This window comes from Lysobacter sp. Root916 (genome assembly GCF_001429785.1).
In the GTDB taxonomy this organism is placed as follows: domain Bacteria; phylum Pseudomonadota; class Gammaproteobacteria; order Xanthomonadales; family Xanthomonadaceae; genus Lysobacter.
The window spans coordinates 71,668-94,621 of sequence record NZ_LMJF01000012.1 but is presented as its reverse complement, the minus strand read 5'-3'; the positions used below and the strand labels follow the sequence as shown (position 1 = coordinate 94,621).

The 22,954-nt window shown below is 68.8% G+C and carries 23 protein-coding genes and 1 tRNA gene; 6 read left to right on the top strand and 18 right to left on the bottom strand.

The window, feature by feature from the left end:
• Positions 1 to 26: 26 nt before the first annotated feature.
• Both ASE35_RS10065 and ASE35_RS10060 read right to left on the bottom strand, forming a co-directional pair.
• Complete coding sequence (locus ASE35_RS10065; protein WP_082611217.1) at positions 27 to 617, bottom strand: class I SAM-dependent methyltransferase; 591 nt, start codon at positions 615 to 617, stop codon at positions 27 to 29.
• 206 nt (positions 618 to 823) lie between these two features.
• A complete protein-coding gene (locus ASE35_RS10060; protein WP_057160438.1) occupies positions 824 to 2,002 on the bottom strand; it encodes a cystathionine gamma-synthase in 1,179 nt (392 codons plus the stop codon).
• 52 nt (positions 2,003 to 2,054) lie between these two features.
• Between ASE35_RS10060 and ASE35_RS10055 the strand changes: the two genes are divergently transcribed.
• Positions 2,055 to 3,071, top strand: coding sequence for a hypothetical protein (locus ASE35_RS10055; RefSeq protein WP_157489399.1), 1,017 nt, complete (start codon positions 2,055 to 2,057; stop codon positions 3,069 to 3,071).
• 10 nt (positions 3,072 to 3,081) lie between these two features.
• On the opposite strand, the gene ASE35_RS10050 is transcribed toward ASE35_RS10055, so the two are convergent.
• From ASE35_RS10050 to ASE35_RS10030, 5 genes are all read right to left on the bottom strand, one after another.
• A complete protein-coding gene (locus ASE35_RS10050; protein ID WP_057163759.1) occupies positions 3,082 to 4,026 on the bottom strand; it encodes a 2OG-Fe(II) oxygenase in 945 nt (314 codons plus the stop codon).
• Positions 4,023 to 5,393 carry a pyridoxal-phosphate dependent enzyme gene (locus ASE35_RS10045; protein ID WP_056178880.1) on the bottom strand — a complete coding sequence of 457 codons (1,371 nt, stop codon included), beginning with the start codon at positions 5,391 to 5,393 and terminating at the stop codon, positions 4,023 to 4,025. Before ASE35_RS10045 ends, ASE35_RS10050 begins: the two co-directional genes overlap by 4 nt.
• 229 nt (positions 5,394 to 5,622) lie before the next feature.
• The gene (locus tag ASE35_RS10040; protein WP_056178877.1) at positions 5,623 to 5,841 is read right to left on the bottom strand and encodes a YdcH family protein; all 219 of its coding nucleotides are present in this window, start codon (positions 5,839 to 5,841) and stop codon (positions 5,623 to 5,625) included.
• A gap of 331 nt (positions 5,842 to 6,172) precedes the next feature.
• Positions 6,173 to 7,063: an OmpA family protein gene (locus ASE35_RS10035; RefSeq protein WP_056178873.1), complete on the bottom strand. Its 891-nt coding sequence runs from the start codon at positions 7,061 to 7,063 to the stop codon at positions 6,173 to 6,175.
• Positions 7,060 to 7,380: a DUF4398 domain-containing protein gene (locus tag ASE35_RS10030; protein WP_235570045.1), complete on the bottom strand. Its 321-nt coding sequence runs from the start codon at positions 7,378 to 7,380 to the stop codon at positions 7,060 to 7,062. The genes ASE35_RS10035 and ASE35_RS10030 overlap by 4 nt, the downstream gene beginning before the upstream one ends.
• A 169-nt stretch (positions 7,381 to 7,549) precedes the next feature.
• Here ASE35_RS10030 and ASE35_RS10025 point away from each other — a divergent pair, with 169 nt between their 5' ends.
• A complete protein-coding gene (locus tag ASE35_RS10025) occupies positions 7,550 to 8,662 on the top strand; it encodes a PilT/PilU family type 4a pilus ATPase (RefSeq protein ID WP_056178868.1) in 1,113 nt (370 codons plus the stop codon).
• 94 nt (positions 8,663 to 8,756) lie between these two features.
• On the opposite strand, the gene ASE35_RS10020 is transcribed toward ASE35_RS10025, so the two are convergent.
• The 6 genes from ASE35_RS10020 to rplM all read right to left on the bottom strand — a co-directional run bounded on the left by ASE35_RS10020 (position 8,757) and on the right by rplM (position 12,239).
• A complete protein-coding gene (locus ASE35_RS10020) occupies positions 8,757 to 9,176 on the bottom strand; it encodes a surface-adhesin E family protein (protein WP_157489397.1) in 420 nt (139 codons plus the stop codon).
• 42 nt (positions 9,177 to 9,218) lie between these two features.
• Positions 9,219 to 9,887 (bottom strand): maleylacetoacetate isomerase, encoded by a 669-nt coding sequence (gene maiA, locus ASE35_RS10015; RefSeq protein ID WP_057163756.1) that lies wholly within the window; start codon positions 9,885 to 9,887, stop codon positions 9,219 to 9,221.
• 96 nt (positions 9,888 to 9,983) lie between these two features.
• Positions 9,984 to 10,973, bottom strand: coding sequence for a fumarylacetoacetate hydrolase family protein (locus ASE35_RS10010; RefSeq protein WP_056178855.1), 990 nt, complete (start codon positions 10,971 to 10,973; stop codon positions 9,984 to 9,986).
• A gap of 312 nt (positions 10,974 to 11,285) precedes the next feature.
• Positions 11,286 to 11,360 (bottom strand) — tRNA-Gln (locus ASE35_RS10005).
• A 42-nt stretch (positions 11,361 to 11,402) separates the two neighbouring features.
• Positions 11,403 to 11,795, bottom strand: a complete 393-nt coding sequence (rpsI, locus tag ASE35_RS10000) for a 30S ribosomal protein S9 (RefSeq protein WP_056178853.1) — start codon at positions 11,793 to 11,795, stop codon at positions 11,403 to 11,405.
• A gap of 15 nt (positions 11,796 to 11,810) precedes the next feature.
• Positions 11,811 to 12,239 (bottom strand): 50S ribosomal protein L13, encoded by a 429-nt coding sequence (rplM, locus tag ASE35_RS09995; RefSeq protein WP_056178849.1) that lies wholly within the window; start codon positions 12,237 to 12,239, stop codon positions 11,811 to 11,813.
• A 179-nt stretch (positions 12,240 to 12,418) separates the two neighbouring features.
• On the opposite strand from rplM, the gene ASE35_RS09990 reads away from it, so the two are divergent.
• Positions 12,419 to 13,603 (top strand): (Fe-S)-binding protein, encoded by a 1,185-nt coding sequence (locus tag ASE35_RS09990; protein WP_057163755.1) that lies wholly within the window; start codon positions 12,419 to 12,421, stop codon positions 13,601 to 13,603.
• 9 nt (positions 13,604 to 13,612) lie between these two features.
• Positions 13,613 to 14,257 carry a 2-polyprenyl-3-methyl-6-methoxy-1,4-benzoquinone monooxygenase gene (coq7, locus tag ASE35_RS09985; RefSeq protein ID WP_057163754.1) on the top strand — a complete coding sequence of 215 codons (645 nt, stop codon included), beginning with the start codon at positions 13,613 to 13,615 and terminating at the stop codon, positions 14,255 to 14,257.
• A 108-nt stretch (positions 14,258 to 14,365) separates the two neighbouring features.
• Here coq7 and speD read toward each other — a convergent pair whose 3' ends face one another.
• Positions 14,366 to 15,157, bottom strand: a complete 792-nt coding sequence (speD, locus tag ASE35_RS09980) for an adenosylmethionine decarboxylase (RefSeq protein ID WP_055908890.1) — start codon at positions 15,155 to 15,157, stop codon at positions 14,366 to 14,368.
• Positions 15,158 to 15,400: 243 nt separating this feature from the next.
• On the opposite strand from speD, the gene crp reads away from it, so the two are divergent.
• The gene (gene crp, locus ASE35_RS09975) at positions 15,401 to 16,066 is read left to right on the top strand and encodes a cAMP-activated global transcriptional regulator CRP (RefSeq protein WP_036148366.1); all 666 of its coding nucleotides are present in this window, start codon (positions 15,401 to 15,403) and stop codon (positions 16,064 to 16,066) included.
• Positions 16,067 to 16,080: 14 nt separating this feature from the next.
• On the top strand, positions 16,081 to 16,542 hold the full coding sequence (locus ASE35_RS09970) for a GNAT family N-acetyltransferase (RefSeq protein WP_082576477.1): 462 nt from the start codon (positions 16,081 to 16,083) through the stop codon (positions 16,540 to 16,542).
• 255 nt (positions 16,543 to 16,797) lie between these two features.
• Here ASE35_RS09970 and ASE35_RS09965 read toward each other — a convergent pair whose 3' ends face one another.
• Genes ASE35_RS09965 through cphA form a run of 4 tightly spaced genes read right to left on the bottom strand, consistent with a single transcriptional unit; the run spans position 16,798 to position 22,948 of the window.
• A complete protein-coding gene (locus ASE35_RS09965) occupies positions 16,798 to 17,547 on the bottom strand; it encodes a haloacid dehalogenase-like hydrolase (protein ID WP_057163753.1) in 750 nt (249 codons plus the stop codon).
• Complete coding sequence (trpC, locus tag ASE35_RS09960) at positions 17,544 to 18,335, bottom strand: indole-3-glycerol phosphate synthase TrpC (RefSeq protein ID WP_056178831.1); 792 nt, start codon at positions 18,333 to 18,335, stop codon at positions 17,544 to 17,546. The genes ASE35_RS09965 and trpC overlap by 4 nt, the downstream gene beginning before the upstream one ends.
• A complete protein-coding gene (locus tag ASE35_RS09955) occupies positions 18,332 to 20,158 on the bottom strand; it encodes a Mur ligase family protein (RefSeq protein WP_057163752.1) in 1,827 nt (608 codons plus the stop codon). The genes trpC and ASE35_RS09955 overlap by 4 nt, the downstream gene beginning before the upstream one ends.
• A complete protein-coding gene (gene cphA, locus ASE35_RS09950) occupies positions 20,159 to 22,948 on the bottom strand; it encodes a cyanophycin synthetase (RefSeq protein ID WP_056178825.1) in 2,790 nt (929 codons plus the stop codon).
• Between the last annotated feature and the right edge of the window lie 6 nt (positions 22,949 to 22,954).

Sequence of the window (22,954 nt, the reverse complement as noted above, 5' to 3'; positions counted from 1 at the left end):
GTAATCGGAATCTGACATGGGCACGGTCATGCGCTCTTGTGGAGGCGGTACGCGAATCGCATCGCGGCCTGGAACGCGCGGGTCCTGAGGCCGGCGCGTTGCTTGCGGAATACGCCGACGGTGTCGCCCCAGTCCTGGCTGTGCGGATCGGGATGGTTGCGCTCCCAGTCCGTGCTCACTTCCAGCAGGTCGCAGGCGCCGTACTTGGCCAGGGCGCGGTAACCGTCCGGGTAGAACCGCCAGCAATCTTGCGGGTAGCGGTGCTCGGGGCCGCGTGAAGGCGCGATCAGGAAGATCCGGCCGCCCGGCTTGAGCACCCGCACCATTTCCAGCCAGCTCATCCAGAAGTACTCGACGTGCTCGAAAGCCTGGCCGGAGATCACCAGGTCGACCGAGCCGGAGGCGAACGGCAGGCGGTAAGGCGAGGTCAGCACGACGTCGACGCCGGGGCCGGCCTCCAGGTCGATGCCGGTGTAGGACCACTTGGGCTGACCGAACAGGGTGCGGTAAGAGCCGTTGACGTCGTAGGAGCCGATGTCCACGACCGAAAGCGACTGCTGCGGGTCCAGGTGGCGGGTCACCAGATCCTGCATGTGTTCGTACGAACTGTGGTGCACTTAGACGCTCCAGGTGGCCGCTCGCGCGCGGCGAACGGGCATGGCGGGGGAAATTCGGTTGGGCTGGGTGGGAGCCGCGCGCACGCGGCCTTCCTGCCTGTCCGCGGCCACGAATCGCGGCGCGGAAAATGGAGCGGACCCGTCGGATCGCGATACGGAGCGAACGCGCGCAGCGGCGCTGGCGTTGCGCTCCGTCGCGATCGGCGTCAAGCCAGCGCGCCTTCTAGCTCGGCGCGCAGATCCGCCAGATCCTCCACGCCCACGCTCAGGCGCACCAGGTTGTCGGCGATGCCCAGCGCGGCGCGGCGGTCGGGCGGAATCGAGGCGTGGGTCATCACGGCCGGGTGGTTGATCAGGCTTTCCACGCCGCCCAGGGATTCGGCGATCGCGAACAGTTCGCAGCGCTCCATCATCCGGCGCGCGCCGTCCATGCCGCCCTTGACCAGGATGCTGACCATGCCGCCGAAGCCGTGCATCTGGCGCTTGGCCAGCTCGTGCTGCGGGTGCGAGCTCAGGCCCGGGTAGATCACCTTCTCCACCGACGGATGCGACTGCAGCCACTCGGCCAGCGCCTGCGCGTTCTCGCAATGCGCCTTCATGCGCAGGTGCAGGGTCTTCAGGCCGCGCAGGGCGAGGAAGCTGTCGAACGGGCCCTGCACGCCGCCGATGGCGTTCTGCAGGAAGGTCATCTGCTCGGCGATGCCGGCGTCGTCGCCGACCACCACCATGCCGCCGACGATGTCGGAGTGGCCGTTGAGATACTTGGTCGCCGAGTGCATGACCAGGTGCGCGCCCAATTCGAGCGGGCGCTGCAGGATCGGCGAGCTGAAGGTGTTGTCGACCACCACGATCAGACCGCGCTTGCGCGCGATCTCGGCGATGCGGGCCACGTCCACCAGCTTCAGCAGCGGGTTGGTCGGGGTTTCGATCCAGACCAGCTTGGTCTCGGGACGGATCGCGGCCTCGAAGGCGGCGATGTCGCTGAGGTCGACCCAGCTGAAGTCCAGGCCCGCAGAGCGTCGGCGCACGCGCTCGAACAAGCGGTAGGTGCCGCCGTAGACGTCGTCCATCGCGATCACGTGGCTGCCGGAGTCCAGCAGTTCCAGGATCGTCGAGGTCGCGGCCAGGCCGGAGGCGAAGGCGTAACCGTGGCTGCCGCCTTCCAGGCCGGCGACGCAACGCTCGTAGGCGAAGCGGGTCGGGTTGTGGCTGCGCGAGTACTCGAAACCCTGGTGCACGCCCGGGCTGCTCTGGGCATAGGTCGAGGTCGCGTAAATCGGGGTCATCACCGCGCCCGTGGTCGGGTCGGGGGACTGGCCTGCGTGGATCGCGAGGGTGCCCAGTCCGGGCTTGTGCGCCCCGCCATCCGGCTTTCGTTCAGTCATTGCGTTCTTCCGCTTCGGCTAGCATGCGCAAACGCGAATTCTACCATCGCCCATGAGTCCGACCCGGCGCCTGCCACCCGACTTCAGTCACAGTGCAGCCTATCCATTGTTCGCCTTCGACGCGGCAGCGGGGCGCGGCTGGGTGCTGCATTTCGAGCCCGCCGACTACCGCCGCGCAAGCTTCCTGGACCAGCGCGCCCTGCACCATCGCGACATCCGCGGCTGGGAGCTGCCGCTGGCCGAAATCGAGGCCGCGCTGGCGCCGCCGCCCGCAACGGCGCCCTTGCACTGGATTTTCCATATAGGACATTGCGGCTCCAGCTTGGTCAGTCGTTTGCTGGATACGCTAGATCCGGTATTGGGGCTGCGCGAGCCCCTGCCCCTGCTGAGCCTGGCCCAGGCCCCCGACGACCCCGCCACGCTAGCTTGGCAGGGCCCGGTGCTGCGCCTGCTGAACCGGCGATTCGCCGACGATCAGGTCGTGCTGATCAAGCCGACCAGCACCGTGACCACCCTCGCCGCGCGGCTGCTGGCGCGGGTACCGGGGCGCGCCTGCCTGCTGTGGATCGACCTGCGCAGCTGGCTGGCGACGATGTTGCGCGACGACGGCTTGCGCGACGGCAGCCTGGCCGGCGAGACCCTGCGCCTGGCCGAGTTCGGCCGCGACGGCCTACCCGCCGCGGCCGGCGACGGCGCCCGCCTGGCCCGGCTATGGCTGGCCGAACAACTGCGCTGGCGCCGCTTGAACGCGGACCCGGCCCTGGCCGGCCGCCTGATCGATCTGGATTTCGCGGCCGTGCTGGCCGATCCGGCCGCGCGCACCGCCGAACTGGCCGCGCACTACGGCCTGGCCGTGCCTGCGGACTGGGCCGCGCGGATCGCGGCCTCGGGCCTGCTGGATCGCTACGCCAAGGACCACAACCAGGCCTATGACGCCGCCGCGCGCGAACGCGAGCTGGCGGCGGCGGCGCGCGCGCACGGGGCGCAGATCGAGGCCGGCCTGGCCTGGGCGGAAAGCGCGCTGGCCGGCTCGGGCGCGGAGAGTCTGCGACCGCGACTGGGCCTCTGAGCGCGGACGCTCAGGCCAGAAACGTCGTCATCGCGTAGCGGGTGCCGCTGCGTACCGGCAGCACCTCGTGCAGCAGCGAACACGAGAACACCAGCGCCGAGCCGGTCGCCGGCGAGAACAAATGCGGGCCGAATTCGGGATAGCGGAATTCGCCGCCGGCGTAGGCGCCGGCATTGAGGTTCACCGACAAGGCGAAGCGGCGGTAAGCCACGTCGGGCGTTTCGTTGTCGCGATGGGCGCGAAAATAGCCCGCGTCCTGCGGATAGGCCAGCAGCTTGAACGGATCGCGCCGGCTTACGTTGAACTGATAGACGCGCGCGATCTCGGGCAGCGCGCGGCGCAGCAGGCGTTCGTGCATGCGCGCGTCCAGGGCCGGATCGCGCGGAAAACTTTCGCGGCGCTGCTTGACCGTGGGATCGAGCTGGAAACGTTGCGCGCCGTCCTCCAGCACCATCACGCCGGAGGCGTCGCCGCCGCCGCAGTCGACGTCGAGATGGCGGATCAGCTCGGCGCACAGCTCGGCTTCGAACACGTCGGGAATCTGCAGCACCGGCGCGATGCGCCAGGTCTGCGCCGGCGTCAGCGCGCTTTCGATCGCGGCCGGCGCAGGCGGCGCGGCGGCAGGCAGCGCGCTCGCGGCCTGCAAACGCAGGTTGGCGTCGGCCAGCCACAAGGTGTCCGCGCCCAGCCCGGCCAGCCAACGCGGATCGGTCGCGAACGCGCGCCAGCCGGCGGGCGGATTCGGGTAGGCGTCCGCGCCCAGGCACAGCGCCAGCACCCCCGCCGGCGGCGCCGGCAGGGCCGCGGCGAGCGCGGCCTGGGAGGGTGCGGCCAGCCACAGCGGCGCGCCGGCGAACTCGGCGTGCAGGGTCTGGGCCTGGCCGGCGCCGTCGCGCAGCAACACGTCGGGCAGGCGGTCGCCCGGCAGCCAGCGTTCGGCCGCCGCCGCGGTCACTGCACGCGCCGCCGCAGGAAGTTGAGCAGGTCGATGCGGGTGATCAGGCCGAGGAAGCGCTCGCCGTCCATGACGATGGCGACGTGGCCGCGGTCGAACACCGGCAACAGCGATTCGATCGGATCGGACACCGGGATCTTGTCGAGCTTGCTGACCATCGCGGTCGAAACCGGATCGCGGAAGCGCGACTCGTCGCCGTACACGTGCAGCAGCACGTCGCTCTCGTCGACGATGCCGACGATGTGCTCGCCGTCCATCACCGGCAGCTGCGAGACGTCGTACAGCTTCATGCGCTGGTAGGCGGTGACCAGCAGATCGTTGGGGCCCACCACCACGGTGTCGCGCTGCGAGTACGGGCGCAGGATCAGGTCGCGCAGATCGCCATGGCTTTCGCGCTGGATGAAGCCGTTGTCCAGCATCCAGTAGTCGTTGTACATCTTCGACAGATACTTGTTGCCGGTGTCGCAGACGAACACCAGCACGCGCTTGGGCTGGGTCTGTTCGCGGCAGTACTTCAGCGCCGCGGCCAGCAGGGTGCCGGTGGAGGAGCCGCCGAGGATGCCTTCCTTCTCCAGCAGCTCGCGCGCGGTCAGGAAGCTTTCCTTGTCGCTGATCGCGTAGGCCTGCTTGACCCGGGTGAAGTCGGAGATCGGCGGCAGGAAATCCTCGCCGATGCCCTCGACCATCCAGCTCGCCGACTTGTCCGAGAGCGTGCCGCGGTTGATGTATTCCTCGAGGATGGAACCGACCGGATCGGCCAGCACCAGTTCGGTGTTCGGCGACAGCTTGGCGAAGGCGCGCGACAGGCCGGTCATGGTGCCCGAGCTGCCGCAGCCGAACACGATCGCGTCGAGCTGGCCGCCCATCTGTTCGAGGATTTCCGGCGCCGTGCCGAACTCGTGCGCGGCCGGGTTGTCGGGATTGCCGAACTGGTTGATGAAGTAGGCGCCCGGGGTTTCGCGCGCGATGCGCTCGGCCAGGTCCTGGTAGTAGTCGGGATGGCCCTTGGCCACGTCCGAACGGGTCAGCACCACCTGCGCGCCCATCGCCTTGAGGTTGAAGATCTTCTCGCGGCTCATCTTGTCGGGCACCACCAGCAGCAGCTTGTAACCCTTCTGCTGCGCGACCAGGGCCAGGCCGATGCCGGTATTGCCGGCGGTGCCTTCGACCAGGGTGTCGCCGGGCTTGATCTTGCCGGCCTTCTCCGCCGCTTCGATCATCGACAGGCCGATGCGGTCCTTGATCGAGCCGCCGGGGTTCTGCGATTCCAGCTTGAGGTAGAGCTCGCATACGCCGGTGTCCAGGCGCTGGGCTTTGACGATCGGAGTCTGACCGATCAGTTCGAGTACGGATTGATGGATGGCCATGCGGTTACGCGGCTTCTGCGAGGCCGCGTTCGGCGCGGCGGGACCCGGCCATTCTAGCGGGGCGCCGCGCTTCGCGGCCGCGCTGGGCGCGCGATCGGGCCGCCCGCGGGCGCGGAGGCGATGAGGGAACGTATCGGGAATACGGGCCGGCGATGGTCACGGTCCGTCCGGTAGCCGCGGGCGGTGGCGGCCGACGAGGATGGCCGCCACCGCCCGCGCTGAAGAAGATTCAGTGAGGTTGCGTGTCGTACAACTGGGTCAATCGGTCTTTCGCCGCCAGCTTCTCGCGCTTCATCTGCGCCAGGGTGACATCGTCGATCGGCAGTACGCCGAGCTCGGCGTCCATCACCTTCTTGTCGAGCTCCTTATGGCGCTGGTAGAGCTGTTTGAACTCGGGGCTGCTCTTGATCAGGGCGTCGATTTCGGGCTGCGGTCGTTCTTCGAACATGAAAGCCTCCTTCAGCAGAAAAGCAAACGCCCCGGCCTAATGACCAGGGCGTCGCGGGGGGTCCGTGAGGGGCGCCAGGCGGGGCGCGGCGCCGGCCTCATACAGGCCGGCCACCGACAAGCTTGCGGTGGCGGGTTCCTGCAGATGGTGGGCTTGCGTCATCGGCCTGGCTCTTCGCCAAGCGGAAATCCGGCCGCTTGGGTATTCGACCCTACTCCTCCTTTTCGGGGTCGGCAAGGCCGACGGTCGCATTCGACAGGATCGGCATCGGGCCCGCGCCAAGGCGGTGCCTTTGGCGCGGGCTCAAGCAACAAATAACTGATTTTTAAGATTATTTATCCGATACCACGACATCGACGCGGTCGCCCTTGCCGCTGCGGCCGCTGCTTTGGATCTTGCTCTTGGCCACGCCGCCGGCAACCAGGGCATCGCGTACCGCGTCGGCGCGGCGCTGGGCCAGCTTGGCGTCGCCGGCCTGGGCCTCGACCTTGACCGAACCGGAGGGACCGGCCTGGACGTAGGCGGCCAGGGTCCGCACCTGCCCGGCCGCGGCGCCGCCCAGGGCGGCCTTGCCGGCGCCGAAGGCATCGCGGTTCAAGGCGAACACTTCGCCGCGTGCGTCGCGCTTGGACGCGGGCAGCTTGCCGCCGGCCATCAGCTCGGCTTCCTGGCGCGCCAGCGCCGCTTCGCGCTCGCGCGCGGCGTTGAGCTTGGCAGTCTGGGCGTCGCCGACCGTGGCCAGGGCCGCGTCGGCGTCCTGGATCGCCAGCGCATCGGCGGCGGCCTGGGCACGCAGGCGCTCGGCCTCCTCGGCCTGCATCTGCGCCTGCAGGCGCAGGCGTTCGGCCTCGGCGCGCGCGCGTTCGGCGTCGCGGCGGCTGGCCTCGACCAGCAGGTCGCTGCGCTCGCGGTCGAGACGGTCGACCTCGCGCTGCGCGGCCTGGCTGCGCGCCGCGATCTCGGCGATCTGGACCCGGCGCTCGGCCACGTAGAAGGCGCCGTCGCGGTCGCGGCGGCTGGCCTCGGCCAGGGCTTGCACGGCCTGACGCGCCTGCAGGCGTTCGTAGGCGCCGAAGCCGTTGAGGCCGGGATCGGCGTCGACCGCGGTCAGACGGCGCGACAGCCGCGCCACGTCCGGGTCCTCGGCCGCGTGCGCGGCCGGCATTGCGGCGGCCAGCGCGGTCGCCAGCAGGGTGCAGCTGAGCAGATGGCGCAGGCTCATCGGTCGTCTCCGGTCTGCAGGCGGCGGCGCAACTCGGCGATCTCGGCGCGGCGCTGGGCCAGCTCGGCGTTGATCACCGCGTCGCGGCTTTTGGCGGTGGCGAGGTCGCCGTCGACCGCGGCGGCCGCGGCCAGGCGACGGGCGTCGTCCTCGCGGCCGCGCGACATCGCGCCCTGGGCCTGGCCCAGCGCGTTGCGCGCGGCGGCCAGGTCCTGCGGCGCGTACTGGTCGGCATCGGCGCCGTCGGCGCGCGTCACCGCCTGCTGGGCGGCGGCCAGCTCCGCGGTCGGCGGCGGCAGCGTGGCGCATGCGCTCAACGCGGAAGCGAGAACTAGTGCCGCCAGCGCGGAGCGCATCTGTGAGAAGCTGATTCGTGCGAAGCTTGCGGTCATAGGGGATGCCGTTGCGTAAGGAGTGCGCTCGGCCATTGTCGGAAGCCGGCGGCGTGCTTGCAACGGTACGTCGTCGTTAACAAGGGGTGTGTGCATGGACATCGGCTATTTCCTGAAGCTGATGACGGAAAAAAACGCGTCGGACATGTTCCTGACCACCGGGGCGCCGGTTTATATCAAGGTCGAGGGCAGACTGTACCCGCTTGGCAACACCGGGTTGCCCCCGGGCATGGTCAAGAAGATCGCCTATTCGCTGATGGACGAGGGCCAAGTACCGCAGTTCGAGCGCGACCTGGAGCTGAACATGGCTCTGGCGCTGCCCGACGCGGGCCGGTTCCGCATCAACGTGTTCAAGCAGCGCGGCGAAGTCGGCATGGTGATCCGCGCCATCCGCAGCATCATTCCCAGCATCGAAGAACTGCAGCTGCCGCAGGTGCTCAAGGAGATCATCATGGCCCCGCGCGGCCTGGTGCTCATCGTGGGCAGTACCGGCTCCGGCAAGTCGACGACGCTGGCGTCGATGATCGACCACCGCAACAGCAATACCTCGGGCCATATCCTCACCATCGAGGATCCGATCGAGTATCTGCACAAGCACAAGAAGTCGATCGTCAACCAGCGCGAAGTCGGCCTGGACACCCACGCTTTCCACAACGCGCTCAAGAACGCGATGCGAGAAGCGCCGGACGTGATCCTGATCGGCGAAATCCTGGATGCGACCACGATGGAGGCGGCGATCGCCTTCGCCGAAACCGGTCACCTGTGCCTGGCGACGCTGCACTCCAACAACGCCGACCAGACCCTGGAACGCATCCTCAACTTCTTCAACGAGTCGGCGCATAAGAACGTGCTGATGAACCTGGCCTTGAACCTCAAGGCGGTGGTGTCGCAGCGCCTGGTGGTCGGTACCGACGGCCGCCGCCTGCCCGCCGCCGAGATCCTGATCAACACCCCGCACGTGCGCGACCTGATGCGCCGTGGCCAGGTGCACGAGATCAAGCAAGCGATGGAAGAGTCGCTGGAAGAAGGCATGGAGTCGTTCGACCAGTGCCTGTTCCGCCTCTACAAGGAAGGCCGGATCGAGATGGAGGAGGCGCTCAAGGCGGCCGACTCGCGCGACGGCCTGGCGCTCAAGTTCCGCCTCTCCGAGGGCGGCGCCGAGCACGATCCTTACGCGGACATGTACGACGCCAACGCCGCGCACTGAGCGCGGCGTCACCCGACGCACAAGGCCGGCCATCGCGAGATGACCGGCCTTTTTTTAGGCGTAGCGGACGCCAGACCAGTCGACGCGCTCCAACTTACAGGGCGCACGCCACCGTCAGCATGTACTCGTGCTCCGATCCACGCTGTACGGGTTTGAACGAAGTGTCCGGATTCAACAGCCTTTTCATCGCGCGCCCGCGTCCGCCCGACTCGGGGTAGAGCACGATGTCGACCACCAAGACCTCTTTCTTGCCGCATTTGAACCGCGTGAGCGCCGTGGACGATTTCGCGCCTGACGTATCGCTGGGCTCGTGATCCGACAATGAATCGATCTGAATGAACGCTGCCCCTTTTACCAGGCTGTCCTTGATGAAATAGACCGGTATGCCGTGGCGGTTGTCGTACAACTTGATCAAGCGGCCCGACTTCTGCGTGGGCGCCGCAGCCGAATCCGCCCCCCATCCGATCGACGCCACCAACGCGACCAGCGCCAACGCCGCGAACCGCTGTTTCATACTCACCCCGTTATTGAACGACTGACACTGTCGACTGGTGGATCAGCCGGCTTGCTCGGGCATGTCCGGCTGATTCTCCGGCCGCGCCGCATCGAACGCGGGCAGCTCCAAACAAGCCTGCTCGATCCGCACGATGGTCGGGAACTCGTCCAGCGGCACGCCGAAACGGCGCGCGTTGTAGACCTGCGGCACCAGGCAGCAGTCGGCCAGGGTCGGGGTGTCGCCTTCGCAGTAGCGCCCGGTGGCCGGATGGTCGGTCAGGGTGGCCTCGATCGCGCTGAAGCCTTCGCGCACCCAGTGCTTGATCCAGTCCTCGCGCTCCGGATGCGGCACGCTCCAGGTGCGGTCGAAGTACTGCAGCACGCGCAGATTGTTGAGCGGATGGATGTCGCAGGCGATGGTCTGGGCCAGCGCGCGCACGCGTTGGCGGTCGCGCGCGGTGGCGGGCAGCAGGGACGGCTGCGGCCAGGTCTCGTCCAGGTATTCCAGGATCGCGATCGACTGCCGCATCTTGCGGCTGCCGTGCTCCAGCACCGGCACCAGGCCCAGCGGATTGATCTCGCGATAGGCCTCGCTGTGCTGCTCGCCGCCGTTGCGGACCAGATGCACGGGCACGGTCTCGTACGCCAGGCCCTTGAGATTGAGGCCTATGCGCACCCGATAGGACGCGCTCGACCGCCAGTACGAATACAGCCTGAGTTGCTCGCCCACTGCCTGTCCCTGGATCTGCCGTCGTGCCTGGTCGATCGCCACCTTAGCCGGTGGCCGGCGCGCCGGGGATACCTCTCGTCCGGCGCGCCGCTGCCGTCAGGCGGAAGCCTGCCGCTCGATGCGCTGCTCGATCGCGCCAAAGATGCTGCGCCCGTCGGCGTCCAGCATCTCGATGCGCACGGTGTCGCCGAACTTCATGAACGGGGTCAGGGGCTTGCCGTGCTCCAGGGTCTCGACCGTGCGGCGCTCGGCGAAGCAGGACGCGCCCAGCGAGGTGTCCTCGTTGGCGACGGTGCCGGAGCCGACGATGGTGCCCGCCGACAGCGGCCGGGTCTTGGCCGCGTGCGCGACCAGTTGGGCGAAGTTGAACTGCATGTCGACGCCGGCCTCGGGCGCTCCGAACCACTCGCCATTGATGTGGGTGAGCAGCGGGCGATGGACCTTGCTGTCCTGCCAGGCCTCGCCCAGCTCGTCCGGGGTCACGAACACCGGGCTCAGCGCCGAGCGCGGCTTGGACTGCAGGAAGCCGAAGCCCTTGGCCAGCTCGTTCGGGATCAGGTTGCGCAGCGAGACGTCGTTGACCAGGCCGATCAGCTGGATATGGGCGGCGGCCTGCTCCGGCGTGGCCGCCATCGGCACGTCGTCGGTCACGATCACCACCTCGGCTTCCAGGTCGATGCCGTAGTCCTCGCTGACCACGCGCACCGGATCGCGCGGGCCGTAGAAGCCGGCGCTGACCGCCTGGTACATCAGCGGATCGACGTAGAAGCTCTCCGGCACCTCGGCGCCGCGCGCGCGGCGCACGCGCTCGACGTGCGGCAGGTAGGCGCTGCCGTCGACGAATTCGTAGGCGCGCGGCAGCGGCGAGGCCAGGGCGGCGTAGTCCAGATCGAACGCGCCCTCGGCGCTGCCGGCGTTGAGCGCGTCGGACAGGGCGTTCAAGCGCGGCGCGGCGTTGGACCAGTCCTCCAGCGCGCGCTGCAGGGTGTCGGCGATGCCGCTGGCGCGCACGGCGCGGGTCAGATCGCGGGAGACGACGATCAGCGTGCCGTCGCGGCCGCCTTCCTTCAGGGAACCGAGCTTCATCCAGACCTCAAATTGCAGGGCGCCGCAGCGCGATAGTTTCAATTGTAACCGAATCGTCGCGGGCAACAGACCCGCGCGGATCGGTCCTCACCCTACCGGGCCTGCGCGTCGGCGGCGAGTCGGGGCGAGGCGCGTTACATGGACGGGTTCCCGAAGCTCGCGTCGCGGCCGTTTGGCGCGACGATGCGGTTCGCCTTCGGCTCACCCCATCCTACGGAGCGTGGCGGCTGAGCCGCAAAAACAAAAAACCCGCCGGAGGGCGGGTTTCTTGTTGCCGATCCGCGCCGTCGCCGGCATGGATCGATCTTGTTGTGGCAGCCCCGGATGGATTCGAACCACCGAATGCCTGAGTCAGAGTCAGGTGCCTTACCGCTTGGCGACGGGGCTATAGAACAAATCTTAGCAAAAAACGCAGGATTGCTACTGCGATTAACGCTTCGAGAACTGGGTAGCGCGACGTGCCTTGTGCAGGCCGACCTTCTTACGCTCGACTTCGCGGGCGTCGCGGGTCATGAAGCCGGCCTTGCGCAGCTCGGACTTCAGGGTTTCGTCGTACTCGACCAGCGCACGCGCGATGCCGAGGCGGATCGCACCGGCCTGGCCGGTGATGCCGCCGCCGGCGACCGTGACGCTGACGTCGAACTTGTCGCTGGACTGGGTCAGCTCGAGCGGCTGGCGCACGATCATGCGCGCGGTCTCGCGACCGAAGAACTCTTCGATCGAACGCTGGTTGATGGTGATCTTGCCCTCGCCCTTGCGCAGGTACACGCGAGCGGTGGAGGACTTGCGGCGGCCGGTGCCGTAGTTCTGCTGGATAGCCATGTGCGTGTCTTTACCTTAGATGTCCAACGGCTGCGGCTGCTGGGCAGCGTGCGGATGCTCGGAGCCCTTGTAGACCTTGAGCTTGCGATACATGGCGCGGCCGAGCGGATTCTTCGGCAGCATGCCCTTGACGGCGATCTCGATGACGCGCTCCGGGTGGCGCTCCAGCGCCTGGCCCAGGGTTTCGCTCTTCAGGTTGCCGACGTAGCCGGTGAAGCGGTGATAGATCTTGTCCTGGAGCTTATTGCCCGTGACAGCGATCTTCTCGGCGTTGATCACCACGAGGTAATCGCCGGTATCCACGTGAGGGGTGTAGACGGGCTTGTGCTTGCCGCGCAGACGGCGCGCGAGTTCGGAGCTCAAGCGGCCGAGCGTTTTGCCCGACGCGTCGACGATGTACCAGTCGCGCTGGACGGTCTCGTTCTTAGCGGTAAAAGTCTTCATGGAAGTCTGCTATGGGTACCTGGTCGGGCTGATTTCGCGCATCTCCCCGACCTGCGATCAGGGCGGGCGCGGCGCGGAATTTCGCCTCGCGTTGTGAATGTGGAACGAAAGAGGCGGAATGATAGCGGGGTCGGGCCAGGCCTGCAAGTCGAGCTGAACCGGTGCTAGCATCGGGGGTCATGTCCGCCGCCCGCCCGCCTTCCGCCGACCCGCTGGTGGCGCTGGCCGACCGTTGCGTCCAGTGCGGGCTGTGTCTGCCGGCCTGCCCGACCTACGGCCACGACCGCCTGGAAGCCGAATCCCCGCGCGGCCGCATCGCCGTGGCGCGGGCCTGGGCGCTGGGCACGATCGAGCCCAGCACGATCGCCGACACCCACCTGGACCACTGCCTGGGCTGCCGCAGCTGCGAAGCCGTATGCCCGGCCGGCGTGCAGTATGGCGAGTTGCTGGGGCTGGCGCGCAGCCGTCAGCGTCAGCGCCGCCCCGCCGGCCGCCGCCAACGCTGGATCGAGGCCCTGGCCGCGCGTCCGCGTGCGCTGCGCGCCCTGCTGGGGCTGTATCGGCTGGCCTACCCGGCCCTGCCGGGGGCCTGGCGGCCGCTGCCAAGGCCGCCGGCGCCAAGCCTCGCGGCCGCGCTCCCCGCCTCAACGGGCTCGCGCGGCGAACTCGCGCTGTTCGTCGGCTGCGTCGCCGGCCCGTATGAGACGGCGCTGCGCGACGCGGTCGCCCGCCTCTGCGGCCATCTGGGCTATCGGATACGCCCGATCGCCGCGCAAACCTGCTGCGGCAGCCTGCATGCGCATGCGGGCGACGCCGAGCGCGCGCAGGCCCTGGCCGCGCGCAACCGCGCCGCGTTCGCGGGCGTGGGTACCGTGCTCAGCCTGGCCAGTGGCTGCCACGAAGCGCTGGCGCAGGCCTTGGACCCGGGCGCGCGCGTGGTCGACGCGGTCGCCTTTCTCGAACCGCAGGCCGACGCGCTGCGCCTGCGCGCGCTGCGCGAACGCGTGGCCCTGCACCTGCCCTGCACCCAGCGCAACGTGGTCGGCTCGGTGCCGGCGCTGCGCCGCCTGCTGGCGCGCGTGCCTGGGCTGGAAGTGGTCGAGCTCGATGCCGGCTACGGCTGCTGCGGCGCGGCCGGCACCCAGATGCTGACCGAGCCCGAGCGCGCCGACGACTACCGCGCGCCGCTGCTGCGCCAGTTCGCCGACAGCGGCGCGAGCCGCCTGCTCAGCGCCAATATCGGCTGCCGGCTGCACCTGGGCGCGACGCTGGCGACGCCGCCGCTGCATCCACTGGAATTCCTGGCCGCGCTGATCGAGGACGCCGCGCCCGATTCACTGCCGGCGAACGCCGCCGCGCCGTAAACTGCGCGCATGAACACGATCCGCGAGCTGTCTCCCCTGGACCGCCTGCTCAGCGATGCGCAGCGCGCCCTCGACACCGTCTTCGGCGCGCCCTACGCCGCGCGCCCCAACCCGGCCGCCGATACCGCCCAGATCGAGCTCGACGACAGCGAGCGCCGCCACGCCGCCGGCCTGATGCGCATCAACCACGTCGGCGAGGTCTGCGCGCAGGCGCTGTACTGCGGCCAGGCCGCGGTCGCGCGCGACGCGGCCACGCGCGAGCACCTGCTCGAGGCCGCGCAGGAGGAAACCGATCACCTGGCCTGGTGCGCGCAGCGCCTGGACGAACTCGACAGCCGCCCCAGCCTGCTCAACCCGCTGTGGTACGCCGGCAGCTACGCGATCGGCGCCCTCGCCGGCCTGCGCGGCGACGGCTGGAATCTGGGCTTCGTGGTCGAGACCGAACACCAGGTCGAGGCCCATATCGACGAGCACCTGGAATCGCTGCCGGAAGCCGACGCGCGCAGCCGCGCGATCCTGCGCACCATGAAGGAAGACGAGGCCCGCCACGCCGCCAACGCCGAAGCCGCCGGCGCGCGCCTGCTGCCGCCGCCGGTACCCAGCCTGATGGCGGCGGCGTCGAAGCTGATGAAGGCGGTGGCTTATAGGCTGTGATTCGGGATTCGGGATTCGGGATTCGATAGAGCAAGAACGCAAAAGGCCCGCCAATGGCGGGCCTTTTGCTTTTTCGAATCCCGAATCCCGAATCCCGAATCCCGGCCGTCAATCGACCAGATTGCGGCCATGGAACAGCTCTTCGATCTCGCGCTTGAGCCGCGCCTCGATCTTCATGCGTTCCTTGAACGAGAGGTTCTTGGCCTTCTCCTCGAACAGGTAGTTGTCGAGGTCGAATTCCTTCAGGTGCATCTTGGTGTGGAAGATGTTTTCCTGATAGACGTTGACGTCGAGCATCTCGTAGCGCGACTTCACGTTCTTGGCCAGGTAATCCTGGATCGAGTTGATCTTGTGGTCGATGTAGTGCTTCCTGCCCTTCACGTCGCGGGTGAAGCCGCGCACGCGGTAGTCCATGACCACGATGTCGGACTCGAGGCTCTCGATCAGGTAGTTCAACGCCTTCAGCGGCGAGATCACGCCGCAGGTCGCCACGTCGATATCGGCGCGGAAGGTCGCGATGCCGTTGTCCGGGTGGGTCTCCGGATAGGTGTGCACGGTGATGTGCGACTTGTCCATGTGCGCGACCACGGCGTCGGAGATCACGCCCTTGGCCGCCGACTTGTCGATCACCGGCTCTTCCGAGATCAGGATCGTCACCGAAGCGCCCTGCGGATCGTAGTCCTGGCGCGCGATGTTGAGGATGTTGGCGCCGATGATGTCCGCCACATCCGTGAGGATCTGGGTCAGTCGATCGGCGTTGTAGGCCTCGTCGATGTACTCGATGTACCGCTGGCGCTGCTCTTCCGAGACCGCGTAGCAGACGTCGTAGATGTTGAACGAGAGGGCCTTGGTGAGGTTGTTGAAACCTTGCAACCTCAGGCGCGGCAACGGCTTGACCACGGTAGGGGGATCCCGGTCGGACGGCGAGGGCGTGGATTATGCGGCAAACGGCAGCGGGGGGAAACGCGCCGCTGTCACCCCGCGGTCACAAGTCGGAGACCTGGGCGGCCAGGGGACTGCCCATATCGGCCCGGGGTGACGTAGAGTGCCGCAGGGTGACGCTATTTGCCCAATCCCCCGGTTCGTCCTAAGCTCACTCGATAACCTAAGCCCAATCCCATGTCCGCCAATCCGGTAGCCCCCTTGACTGCCCTGCGCCGAACCAATAGCCCGTTGCTGCCCGACGGCGCGACGATCGAACGCTTCCTGGCGCACTGCCACCGCCGACGCTACCCGTCGCGGACCGACGTGTTCCGCCCGGGGGACCCCGCCAGCACGCTGTATTACGTGGTTTCCGGCTCGGTGAGCATCATCACCGAGGAGGAAGACGGCCGTGAACTGGTGCTGGGCTACTTCGGCCCCGGCGAGTTCGTCGGCGAGCTGGGCCTGTTCATCGAGAGCGACCATCGCGAGGTGATCCTGCGCACGCGCAGCACCTGCGAGCTCGCCGAGATCGGCCACGAGCGCCTATACGACCTGCTGCTGACCCGTCTGTCGCTGGACGCGCCCAAGCTGCTGTACGCGATCGGCGCCCAGATTTCGCGCCGCCTGCTCGACACCAGCAGGAAGGCCGGCCGCCTGGCCTTCCTGGACGTGACCGACCGCATCGTGCGCGCCCTGCACGACCTGGCCAAGGAACCCGAGGCCATGAGCCATCCGCAGGGCACCCAGCTGCGGGTGTCGCGCCAGGAGCTGTCGCGCCTGGTCGGCTGCTCGCGCGAAATGGCCGGCCGCGTACTCAAGAAACTTCAGGCCGACGGCAAGCTGCACGCCCGCGGCAAGACCGTCGTCCTGTACGGGACGCGCTGAGCCGCCCGTCCACGATGGGTCGCGCCGCCCCTTCCGCCGAGACCGCACCCCGGGTGCGCCCGGCGGAATTGGGCGATGCCCACGATGTCGCCCGCCTGCTCGGCGACCTGGGCTATCCCTGCAGCCGCGACGAAGCGGCCGAACGCATCGCGGTGGTCCGCCACGACCCGCGCCAGCACCTGCTGCTGGCCGAGATCGACGGCGACGCCTGCGGCCTGATCTCGCTCTACACCCTGTATTCGGTGGTCCACGGCACCGAGCTGGCGCGCATCACCGCCCTGGTGGTGTCGCCGGCCTGCCAGCGCCAGGGCGTCGGCCGGCGCCTGCTACGCGAGGTCGAGCAGATTTCGCGCCGCGTCGGCGTGGCGCGGATCGAGGTCACTAGCAACCTGCGCCGCGAGGAGGCGCATGCCTTTTATCGCGATTGCGGCTATAGCGACGGCTCGCTGCGCTTCGTGAAGGCGCTGGGCGACTAGCCCCGCCGACAGCCGCTTGGGAGCGCTCGTAGGGTGTGGCGAGCGTAGAGAACCGCACCGACGCCGCCTCCCGAGCCCCGCAACGATGCGGTTCGCTGCGCTCACCGCATCCTACGGGACCGCCGCGGATCGGGCGGCTCGCCGCTGTGCGTGCTTGCGCGGATCGCGGCCCCCCACAACGGGGCGCCCTGGCTCTCTGTGGGAGCGGCGTAAGCCGCGATTACGAAACCTGGCGGCCTGTGCGAGGCCGCGGCCCTAGCCTGCCGCCGACGCCGCCGACGCCACCGCGTCGCCGCCGCGGCCGGGGCAGCCCCAGTTGAGGATGGGCGTGCCCGGCGGCAGCACACGCCGGAACATCTCGATGCGGCGCGGCTTGGGGTTGACCACCACCGGCCGGCGCGCGGCCTTGAGCAGCGGCAGGTCGGCGCTGCTGTCGGAATAGGCGACTTCGACCGGCGCGGTGTAGCCGGCCTCGCGCAGCATGGTCATCTTCATTTCGGAATGGCAGTGGCGCAGCGCGCCGACCGCGCCCAGGCGCGCGCCGACCAGGGTGCCGACCACCGGCACGTCCTCGTGGGCGACGAAGGCCAGGATCGCGCGCGCCAGTTCCGGCGGCGCGCCGGTGGCGATCACCACCCGGTCGCCGCGCTCGCGGTGGTGGTGCAGCACGTCCAGCGCCACCGGCAGCAGGCGGCGGCGGATTTCGTCGGTGTGCGCGGCCACGTAGCGGTCGATGGTGGCGTCGAACTCTCGCCGCCCGCCCATGCCGACCGAACCGACCCAGACGAAGCCGGAAATGCCGACCCGGCGGGTCGGCAGGTAGGCGATCATCGGCCCGAACAGCGGCGCGATCAGCAGCGCCAGCAGCTGCCGCCACCACGAGCGCCGGATCAGCCAGGCGAACAGATGGCTGCCCGAATCGCCGTCGTAGAGGGTGTGGTCGAAGTCGAACACCACCAGCGGCGCGTCCTCGCGCGCGGGCGGGAAGCGCCCCGCCGCGCTCATGCCGCGAACAGCCGCTGCAGGGCCGCGCCCGGGTCGCGCTCGCGCATGAAGCTTTCGCCGATCAGGAAGGTCTCGATGCCGGCGCCGCGCATCTTGGCCACGTCGGCGCCGGTGGCGATGCCGCTCTCGGTGACCAGGGTGCGATCGCGCGGCACCGCGTCGCGCAGGGCGATGCTGGTGTCCAGCGAGACCTCGAAGGTGCGCAGGTTGCGGTTGTTGACGCCGATCAGCTCGCAATCGGTCTGCAGCGCGCGTTCGAGCTCGTCGATGTCGTGGACCTCGACCAGCACGTCCATGCCCAGTTCCATCGCCAGGCCGGCCATTTCGATCATCGGGCCGTCCTCGAGCGCGGCCACGATCAGCAGGATCGCGTCGGCGCCGATCACCCGCGCCTCGTAGACCTGGTAGGGATCGATGGTGAAATCCTTGCGCAGCACCGGCAGCGCGCAGGCCGAGCGCGCCTCGCCCAGGTAGAGGTTGCTGCCCTGGAAGAAATCCACGTCGGTCAGCACCGACAAACAGGCGGCGCCGCCGGCCTCGTAGCTGCGCGCGATCTGCGCGGGCTGGAAGTCGGCGCGGATCAGGCCCTTGGACGGGCTGGCCTTCTTGACCTCGGCGATCACCGCGGCCTCGCCGGCGGCGTGCTTGCGCTTGATCGCGTCGACGAAGCCGCGCGTGGGCGCCTGCTGCGCCGCGCGCGCGCGCAGGTCGTCCAGCGAGCGCACCCGGCTGCGCTGTTCGATCTCCTCGACCTTGCGGGCCAGGATCGTGCGCAGGACATCGGTCATTCCATTATCTCCACATCGCCCCCCAGGGGCTGGCCGGGGCGCCATTGTCCCAGTTGCAGCCGATCGAGCAAGACGACGACCGCATCGCGGGCCTCGCTGTTGTGGATGGGCAGCACCAGCACGTCGCCCGGCCGGGCCCAGCGCAGCAGGCGGGTGGCGGCCTCGACCTCCTGCAGGCAGACCTCCAGCGCGTCCTCCGCCAGGCCGTGGCGCAGCAGCTCGTCGCGCAGGATCCCGGCGACCTCGCCCTCGGCGCGCCCGCGCAGGTAGCCCTCCATGTCCTTGAGCACCACCCGGTCGGGGCGGAAGCCGGCCGCGACCGCCGCCAGCTCGCGGATGTCGCGGTCCTCGCGGTTGCCAGCCTGGCCCAGCAGCAGGCCGAGCCGGCGTGCGGGCCGGGCCGCGACCTCCAGCAACTTGCCCAGGCCGTCCGGGTTGTGGGCGTAGTCCAGATAGACCTCGCTGTCGCCATAGGCCCAGCGCTGCAGGCGCCCGGGGTTGTCGCCGGGCGCGGCGCCGAAGTGCGCCAGCACCTGGGCGATGCGCTCAGGTGCGACGCCCAGCGCGGCGGCCGCGAGCGCGGCGCCGGTGAGGTTGGCGAGGTTGTAGGCGACGCGGCCGCCCAGGGTCAGCGGCATCGCGGCGACCTCGCCCAGGTCGTGATCGTGACCGCGGTAGTGCAGCCTAAGGCGGCCGTCGCGCACGCCGCAGGTCGCGCCGCTGTTATTGCGCTGGGAGCGCAGCAAGGGGTGTTGATCGTCAAGCGCGAACCAGCCGAACTCGAACCAGCCGGTTCGTTCGAACAACTTAGCGCTGTGACGGACTAAGAGTTCGTCGTCGGCGTTGAGCACCAGCAAGCCGTCGTCAGCCAGACTGCGCTGAACGGTGAGCTTCACTTGCGTCAGGTCGTCGAGGTTGTGAATGCCGTACTCGCCGAAATGATCGGGGCTGATGTTGGTGACCAGGGCCACTCGTGCGCGCTGCGGGGTGAGGCCGCGGCGCAGCAGGCCGCCGCGCGCGGTCTCCAGGATCGCCGCTTCGACGTCGGGGCGGCGCAACAGGGTGCGCGCGCCGACCGGGCCGGAGTAGTCGCCGCCGTCGATGCACTCGCCGCCAACGTAAAGGCCGTCGGTGCTGCTGTGCGCGGTGTTCCAACCCTGCGCGCGCGCCATCGCCGCTAGCAGGCGCACGCTGGTGGTCTTGCCGTTGGAGCCTGTCACGACCGCTTTCGGAATCGAATGCAGCCGATGCCATGACACGTCCACCGGCCGGGGCAACGCATCCAATGGCCAGATCTCGCTTCCTGCCCCCTCACCGATCGATAGCGCTTCGTCGTCGCTGTACGCGGTCAACTGGCGCGCCTGCGCTTGTTCGATCAATCCGATCAGATCGGGACGAACCTCAGCCCAAGTGAGCGCACGCAAGGTATACAACGCGCCCTCTCTATCCCAATGCGCGGCATAGCCGGGAGCATGCGGCGGCAGTACATCCTGATCGATTGGCCCGGCCGCTTCGGACCAAGCCCATTCGTTGATTTCCGTTGCGGCGTAGAGGCAATCGATCGGCGCCACGAACGCCAATGAAGCGCCGCTGGCATGCTCGCGCACGACGACCTCATCCTCCTGCGACCGCATCAACAGGTCGCGCGCATTGGCGATGTTGTACCGCCAACGCGCGATCGTTTTCGCGTCCGGTGGACCGCCACGGGTTTCCAGCACGACGCCAGGCCGATCGAAATACAGATTCGCGCCGGTCAGCCGGCGCGAATCCTCGAACGGGAACTCGTACTCCGGTAGCGCTGCCGCTTTGGATTCGGCCGTCACTCAGTCGCTCTCTTCGCGCTCGAAGCGCAGGCCGCGTTCGTCGCGGACCACGCCTTCCATGGCCGCGACCACGGCCTCGTCCAGGGTCTGCTCCAGCGGCGGCAGCTCGATCCGAGCGGCCGCGGCGGTCATGCCGCCCTCGGGCTGGAAGTGGATGATCTGCTTCCACGAACGCGCCAGCGCGTCGGCGAACACCAGCAGCAGGTCGCCGGACTGGGCCATGCGCAAGGCGGCGTCGATCGCGGCCTGCTCGTCGGGAATGAGGGTGATCGCGTCGTCGCTCACGCCGCGCGCCTGCAGGGCCTTGGCGATGATGCGCGGCACTTCGTCGCCGTCGCGTCCGCGCAGGCCGTCGTCGCGGCGGCAGATGTAGTGATCGAACTTGCCGGCCACCGCCTCGGCGATCGCGTGCAGGTCCTCGTCGCGGCGGTCGCCGGGGCCGGCGACCACGACCAGGCGGCGCCCGGCCACGTCCAGGCGCTGGGCCAGATCGGCCATCACCCCGACCGCGTGCGCGTTATGGCCGTAGTCCATGAGCACCTTGAACGGATGCTCGTTGTAGACGTTCATGCGCCCCGGCGCCTGGAAGAAGGTGGTGTCGAAGGTGCGCAGGCCGTGGCGGATCGCGTCCAGCTTCATGCCCAGCGAGAACGCCATCGCCGCGGCCACCATCGCGTTCTGCACGTTGTGCAGGGCGCGGCCTTCCATCGTGGCCGGGATCAAATGCGTCCACAGCAGCGGGATGTGGCTGCCCTTGTCGTAGAGGGTGATCATGTGGCCGTTGACGCCGGCTTCGAGCGCGCAGGCGCGGCCGCCGGCGCGGATGTGCTCGCGCACCAGCGCGTGGGCCGGGTTCATGGTGACGTAGCAGATCACCTTGGCGTCGGTGTAGGCCGACATCTTCAGCACGTTGGGATCGTCGGCATTGAGCACCGCGCAATCCTTGGCCACCTCCACCACCACGCGCTTGACCTCGGCCAGCTGCTCCAGGGTGTCGATGCCCTTCAGGCCCAGGTGGTCGGATTGGATGTTGATGACCGCGCCGACGTTGACCTCGGACACGCCCATGCCGGCGCGCAGCAGGCCGCCGCGCGCGGTTTCCAGCACCGCCAGGTCGATCTGCGGATCGGACAGCACCATGCGCGCCGACACCGGCCCGGTCATGTCGCCCTCGACCGTGCGCTGGCCGTCGATGTAGACGCCGTCGGTGGTGGTGAGGCCCGGGGTGTAACCAGCCATCTTGGCGATGTGCGCGAGCATGCGCGCGGTGGTGGTCTTGCCGTTGGTGCCGGTGACCGCGGCGATCGGCACCCGCGACGGTGCGCCGGGTGCGAACAGCATGTCGATCACCGGGCCGGCGGCGTCGCGCGGCGTACCCTCGCTGGGCGCGACGTGCATGCGGAAACCGGGCGCTGCGTTGATCTCGCAGATGCCGCCGCCGGCGTTCTTGTAGCTCTCGGCGATGTTGGGCGAGATGAAATCCACGCCGCCCACGTCCAGGCCGATCGCGCGCACCGCGCGCACCGCCATGTCGCGGTTGTCGGGATGGATGATGTCGGTGACGTCGGTGGCGGTGCCGCCGGTGGACAGGTTGGCGGTGGAGCGCAGGTAGACGACCTCGTCGTCGGCCGGCACCGATTCGGCGGTGTAGCCGACGCGTTCCATCATCAGCACGGCCTGCGCGTCCAGCTCCAGCCGGGTCAGCACCTTCTCGTGGCCGACGCCGCGGCGCGGATCCTGATTCACCGCCTCGACCAGCTCGGCGATCGTGCGCTGGCCGTCGCCGACCACGTGCCCGGGCGTGCGCCGGGTCGCGGCGATCAGCTCGCCGTTGACCACCAGCAGGCGATGGTCGTCGCCGCCGACATAGGTCTCTACGATCACCGACCGCGAATGCTCGCGCGCGGCCTCGAAGCCGGCGCGGATTTCGTCGTCGCCGGAGATGTTGATGGTGATGCCGCGGCCGTGGTTGCCGTTATAGGGCTTGGTCACCACCGCGCCGCCGAGCTTGCGCGCCGCGCGCACCGCGCCGGAGGCGTCGGTGACCAGTTCCTGGCGCGGCACCGGCAGGCCCAGCGAGGCCAGGATCTTGTTGGTCTCTTCCTTGTCGCTGGCCAGCTCGACCGCGATATGCGGGGTGCGGCCGGTGATCGTGGCCTGGATGCGCTGCTGGTACTTGCCGTGGCCGAACTGGATCAGCGACTGGGTGTTCAGGCGCAGCCACGGAATCCCGCGCTCCTCGGCCGCGCGCACCAGCGAGGCGGTCGACGGCCCCAGCGCGCGGCGCTGGGCGTAGCGGATGAAGTCGTCGCGCGCCGATTCCCAATCCCAGTCCTCGGGCACGCTGCCGGCCGGACGCAGTTCGGTCGGCAGCAGCGAGCTGAGCAACTTCAGGCCGAGCTCGCCGGCGGCGATGCCCTCCTCGCGCTGGGCGTACTCGTAGACCACCGAGTACACGCCGGGGCGGTCGTCGCCGACGCTGCGGGTCTTGCCGAAGGTGACGTTCTCGCCGGCGACGTTCTGCAGCTCGATCGCGACGTGTTCGAGCACGTGGCCCAGCCAGGTGCCCTCGTCCTCGCGCAGACGGCGCACGAAGCCGCCGGGGGCGCGGTAGGAGCAACCGTGTTCGGCCAGCCCGGGCAGCGCCGCCAGCAGGCCGTCCACGAAGGCCGGCCCCAGGCGCGCGGTGGGCCAGGCTTCCAGCGCCTGCAGGTCCAGTTCCAGCCGTATGACCGGAAAATGCGCATAGAGCGAAGGGCCGACGTAGACGGTGCGTTCGAGTATGCGCATGTGAAC